Origin of the sequence: Porphyromonas sp. CAG:1061, from assembly GCF_000435035.1 — a bacterium.
Taxonomy (GTDB): domain Bacteria; phylum Bacteroidota; class Bacteroidia; order Bacteroidales; family Porphyromonadaceae; genus Porphyromonas_A; species Porphyromonas_A somerae.
The window spans coordinates 1-4,875 of the sequence record NZ_HF988845.1 but is presented as its reverse complement, the minus strand read 5'-3'; the positions used below and the strand labels follow the sequence as shown (position 1 = coordinate 4,875).

The following is a 4,875-nucleotide window of genomic DNA, read 5'->3' as shown; positions in this document are numbered from 1 at the left end:
CCGCCATAAGAAAGATAAGTAAATACCTGCCAAGGCTCTTTTATCGGCATCTCTACTAAGATTGGTGTGCTGAAAAAAGTGAATTCTTTTGGGCAATCAGATTCAAATACCTCGCCATCAGTCAGTTCTTTCCACGCATTAGCGCCCTCCTCCCCATCCGCCAGGTAGCTCTCTTTGAGCTCCTCAAACCTGCGCTGGAGTATCTGTTGCCCATTATATTCAGTGGAGTTGAGTAGTTTCGCCCGCCACTGCTGGAGCTTCACCTCGTCGTACCACTCAGAGAGCTCATCCAGGTAGTCAAAGAAGTCACCATATATCGACTCCAGTAGCACTGGGTAGTAGCCACTCACTTTCCAATTTTTGTATTTCTCCAGCCAAAGGTTCTTAACCTCCTCTTCAGTTAAATTAAGGTCCAGCTGAGATACCTTGCAATCCTTAAGAAGTGTCTTGATCCTCTCAAAAAACTTCTCTTGCGATTCCTGTTCAACAGCATAGTCCGTTTGATTTTTTCGTGCGATCTTAAAACCTTTCGCAGAGGTATAGTAATTCCATCCTGCTAGAGCAAAGAAAACTAGCGTGGAGTAGATCTGCTGGTGATTCATTAGCCGTAAGATGATGAGCAACATAACTAATATCGTGATTATGCCCCAAACGATCATCTGTCTAAGCAGAATACGGCTTGCCGTTTCCCAATCATTGGCTTTGATGCTCTCCTGAAGCTTTTGCCCCAGTTGATTAGAGGCCTTCTTTTTGCGTTGGTGGAGAAAGGAGACGACGAATATAACCACTGCTGCTATCGCAACAAATAGGAAAAGTTGAGTCTGATCCATTTCAAATAAATCTATTATGTATTCACAAAGGTAATAAGAGGTTACGATATTTGGTGAAGCGACGAAATATTTCTATCTTGCTGAAAAATCAAGAGCTACTTAAAGTGGATATTAAGTTATGAAGAAAGTGGTTGTATCATTACGGGCTTTACTCTCTGCTGGAGCCACCGCATTGCTGGGGGCTTTAGGCTTTTCGAGCTGTGCCGAGAATATCAATAATGGCATGGCAGAGTATGGCACGCCTACCGTACAGTATAAGCTCAAGCTAAAGGTGACCGACCAAGCAGATCAGCCTATCCCGGGACTTTCACTTAAAGCTATTGGCCAGAGCAAGACAAGTGATGCGGAAGGAAAAGCATTGATAGAGGGGCGGGATACAGGATTTTACAAAGACCACGAAATAGTGGTAGAGGTGAAAGATATTGATGGCGATGCCAATGGTGTAGTGAAGGATGAGGTGAAGCGTATCGCCATAACTAAGAGCGACTTTACCAGTCATCAGACTAAAGGGTGGCTGAATGGCACTGTCGAGAAGGAGATCAATCTAAAAGTGGAGCGAAAATGAAAAGAAAGTATCGCCAAGTGAGGGCAAAGCTGGCTGCTGGCACACTGATACTGCTCGGTGGACTGGGAGTGGCAGGTTGTAAGACTAGCCAAAAAGTTGAGCTCACTCCTAGAGAGCGGGAGAGGGAGGCGTTGCGGCTCGACTCTATTCCTGACCGTTATCCCGAAGCGGTGGCGATGTATGGCACTCCCTACCGAGAGTTTCAAGAGCAAAAACAAGTACCTACTCAACCAAAGAAAAAGAAGGATAAGTGATGTCGCTTCTCTTTCCACAAAAACAACCCTCGCTTGAGCCGACTCTGAAGCAAAGACTCGCTCTCAATGCCCATCGGGTACTTCGAGACGAAGCGATTAGAGAGCATCAGATGACCACTCTCTTTTGGGAGTGTACTCTGCGGTGCAACCTCCATTGTGCCCATTGTGGTAGCGATTGTAGGGTAGAGAGTGGGGTGGAGGAGCTGAGTGTGGAGGAGTTTCTCGGGGTGATTGACCGACTTACCCCGCACATTGATCCGCACAAACTCTTGGTGATCTTCACCGGTGGCGAAGCACTGGTGCGTAGAGATATAGAGGAGGCGGGGCTGGCACTCTACCATCGTGGCTATCCGTGGGGGATTGTGACGAATGGTATGCTCCTGGATGAGAAGCGACTTGAGAGCCTTCAACGAGCGGGCATTCATACCGCTACGGTGAGTCTGGATGGCTTTGAAGAGGTGCACAATAAGATGCGGGGGCACCCCCAGAGCTATGCACGAGCTTGGCGTGCTATCCAATTACTTTCCGAGGCAGAGGAGATTGTGTGGGATGTGGTTACTTGTGTCCATCCCTTGAATTACGATTCACTCCCTGCATTGCGTCAACAATTGATTGATCAAGGGGTAAAGCGGTGGCGGCTATTCTCCATATTCCCAGTGGGGCGTGCCGCTGAAAACTCTCAACTACAACTCTCCGACCGACAGTATTTCGACCTGATGAACTTTATCTGCGAGACCAATGAGCAGGGCAAGTTGCTTGCACAATATGGTTGCGAAGGGTACCTTGGTCGCTTTGAGGGGCGAGTGCGGGAGCAGTTCTATATGTGTCGTGCTGGGGTGAACATTGCCTCTATCCTCTGCGATGGCTCTATCAGTGCCTGCCCCAGTATCCGTTTTGATCACAAGCAAGGCAACATCCATCACAACGACCTTTGGGAGGTGTGGCAAAATCGGTTCGAACAATACCGCGACCGTAGTTGGGCAAAACGAGGACCCTGTGCCACCTGTAAAAGCTGGAAGAACTGCCTTGGTAATGGGATGCACCTCCGTGATGATAATGGCGACCTCTTGGTTTGCCACCTCGACCGCCTCAAAGCTGGTGCCCACCGCTAGCAAAGATGTACAATAGTTATTGTGTGGGTCTTGGGCAGCTGCACCACAATCATTTATATCTATTAATACTGTAAGTTTTTTATTCATTATTCATGATACCAAGATTTGAAGAGATTTGGATACCGGCACTGAAAGAGCTATCCTCAGGGGCTGTAGTGAGAGCTAAGGATCTACGAACTCCCTTGGCAAATTTTTTCCAATTAACGGAAGAGGAAATAAATACTATGTATCCGTCTGGAAATGGAGAAATATTTTCGGATCGCATTTCTTGGGCTTTATCGTATCTTTTTATCGCAGGACTTGTGGAAAAGCCTCAAAGAGGTGATTATAAAATCAGTAAAAATGGCTTGTCAATGCTTTCTTCATGTGCTGATGATAAGATTAATTCGTATATCAAGGAGACTGTGAATGCGAATACTTCTAAGAAGAGCACTAAAAATAAGAAAGCAATTAACGCATCTTCCCGAATAGATAATATTGATGAGCATACTCCAGAAGAAGAATTGGCAGACTCCTATAATAGGATAAAGCAGAATGTTCAATCTCAAATTCTGACTACAATTCTAAGTAAACGACCACAAGAATTTGAAAGATTAGTCGTGGAGTTACTTCAAGCAATGGGTTATGGCGGTGAGGTAAAAAACTCTGGAGTCGTTACTAAGCTCTCCAACGATGGTGGTATTGATGGTATAATTAAAGAGGATATCTTAGGTTTTAACCACATTTCTATACAAGCAAAGCGATATGCATTAGATAATAATGTTTGTCGTAATGAGATTCAGAGTTTTGTAGGTGCAGTTGCTGGAACTCCATCAAAAAAAGGAGTCTTTATTACAACCTCTGATTATACAAAAGGAGCAATTGGCTATGTAGAAAGTCTCAATGGTTCTCCAACTATTATTCTGATCAATGGGCAACAATTGTCAGAATACATCTACGATTATGGTTTGGGATTACAGACGGAAAGGGTCCTTAAAGTCATGAAGATGGATATGGACTACTGGGATGCAATGGATAACGCACTTTAACTTTTCATATAAATAAGAGAAGGTTGCACAAAGACAATCGACTTCGTTACTTTTGGTATTTGGTCTCTGTTACTTTCGTCAGTATGCTACTTTCGCCTCAGTGGGTCTTGCATCTTGTTTTTTTTTATAGTATCGCTTAGTAAGTTGATAGGTTGGGGTGCATTAGTTGGTCTCAGCTATGGATTGACGCATTATGCCTGCTTTCAGTGCAATAGTTTCTAAAAGGAGGAGCATGGTACAGATATTCCAATGCCAGATCCTTGTGAGTAGATCTTTTGAGATTCGGATTATTTTGAATATATTGCTTTGACTGCTTAGCATGGTAGGTGCCGAGCCGGTATTTACCTTGTAGGGGGAGTCCATTTAATTATTTATGAGAGAGGAAGAAAGTATGATCCAACAACTTAAGGAGTGGCTGAGAGAAGGAGATTTTGCGAAAGTGCGAAAGGAGTTGGAGCCTTTGAGGAGTGCCGATATCGCCGATTGTATACTGGAGATGGAGCCGAAAGAGGTGCTGCTGGTTTTTAGTCTTCTTCCTCACCACAGTAGTAGATACCTGTGCATTATTGATTTACTTCGCACTTGCGAGCCTATTGTTGTAGCGATTTCTGCATTGAGACTATCTAAGTATTCAAGTGGCTATGATAGAGATGGAGGCCTTTACCAGAGAGTGAGGCGGATTTTCTAGCGAAACTATTTGTCTATTTCCATTATTTGTGTATCTTTGCCAACGCAATCCAAGCAATGCTCTCTACAAATGCCCAAGTGGCGGAATTGGTAGACGCGCTAGTTTCAGGTACTAGTGTCAGCAATGACGTGCAGGTTCGAGTCCTGTCTTGGGCACTAGTGATGATTGCAACGACATACAGGCGCAGGTGGCGGAATTGGTAGACGCGCTACTTTGAGGGGGTAGTATCGGTTTAACGATGTGTGAGTTCGAGTCTCATTCTGCGCACGATTTTTGTTTTTGCTATAATTTTTGTGGCTTTGGGAGTAATTCCAAAGCCATTTTTTTGCCATACTCATGCTATCTCTGTTGCTTTTTTGAGACTGTTGCACGAAGGCGATCTGCTTCGTTGCTTTCGG

The 4,875-nt window shown here is 44.7% G+C and carries 6 protein-coding genes and 2 tRNA genes; 7 read left to right on the top strand and 1 reads right to left on the bottom strand.

All coding sequences use genetic code 11. From position 1 onward, the window contains the following. Positions 1-830, bottom strand: an 830-nt coding sequence (locus QVO39_RS00900) for a hypothetical protein (protein WP_288171303.1), incomplete at its 3' end; no start/stop codon positions are given. A gap of 118 nt (positions 831-948) precedes the next feature. Between QVO39_RS00900 and QVO39_RS00895 the strand changes: the two genes are divergently transcribed. The 7 genes from QVO39_RS00895 to QVO39_RS00865 all read left to right on the top strand — a co-directional run bounded on the left by QVO39_RS00895 (position 949) and on the right by QVO39_RS00865 (position 4,744). After that, positions 949-1,395 (top strand): radical SAM-associated putative lipoprotein, encoded by a 447-nt coding sequence (locus tag QVO39_RS00895; protein ID WP_021902621.1) that lies wholly within the window; start codon positions 949-951, stop codon positions 1,393-1,395. Beyond that, entirely contained in the window at positions 1,392-1,649 is a 258-nt protein-coding gene (locus QVO39_RS00890) for a hypothetical protein (RefSeq protein ID WP_021902620.1), read from the top strand. The genes QVO39_RS00895 and QVO39_RS00890 overlap by 4 nt, the downstream gene beginning before the upstream one ends. Further along, entirely contained in the window at positions 1,649-2,761 is a 1,113-nt protein-coding gene (locus tag QVO39_RS00885) for a TIGR04133 family radical SAM/SPASM protein (RefSeq protein ID WP_021902619.1), read from the top strand. Before QVO39_RS00890 ends, QVO39_RS00885 begins: the two co-directional genes overlap by 1 nt. Positions 2,762-2,853: 92 nt before the next feature. Next, on the top strand, positions 2,854-3,789 hold the full coding sequence (locus QVO39_RS00880) for a restriction endonuclease (RefSeq protein WP_018028272.1): 936 nt from the start codon (positions 2,854-2,856) through the stop codon (positions 3,787-3,789). A gap of 391 nt (positions 3,790-4,180) precedes the next feature. Continuing rightward, a complete protein-coding gene (locus tag QVO39_RS00875) occupies positions 4,181-4,477 on the top strand; it encodes a hypothetical protein (protein ID WP_288171296.1) in 297 nt (98 codons plus the stop codon). A 71-nt stretch (positions 4,478-4,548) separates the two neighbouring features. Next, positions 4,549-4,632, top strand: a tRNA-Leu gene (locus tag QVO39_RS00870). A 26-nt stretch (positions 4,633-4,658) separates the two neighbouring features. Next, positions 4,659-4,744: transfer RNA gene (locus QVO39_RS00865), tRNA-Leu, on the top strand. Positions 4,745-4,875: the final 131 nt, after the last annotated feature.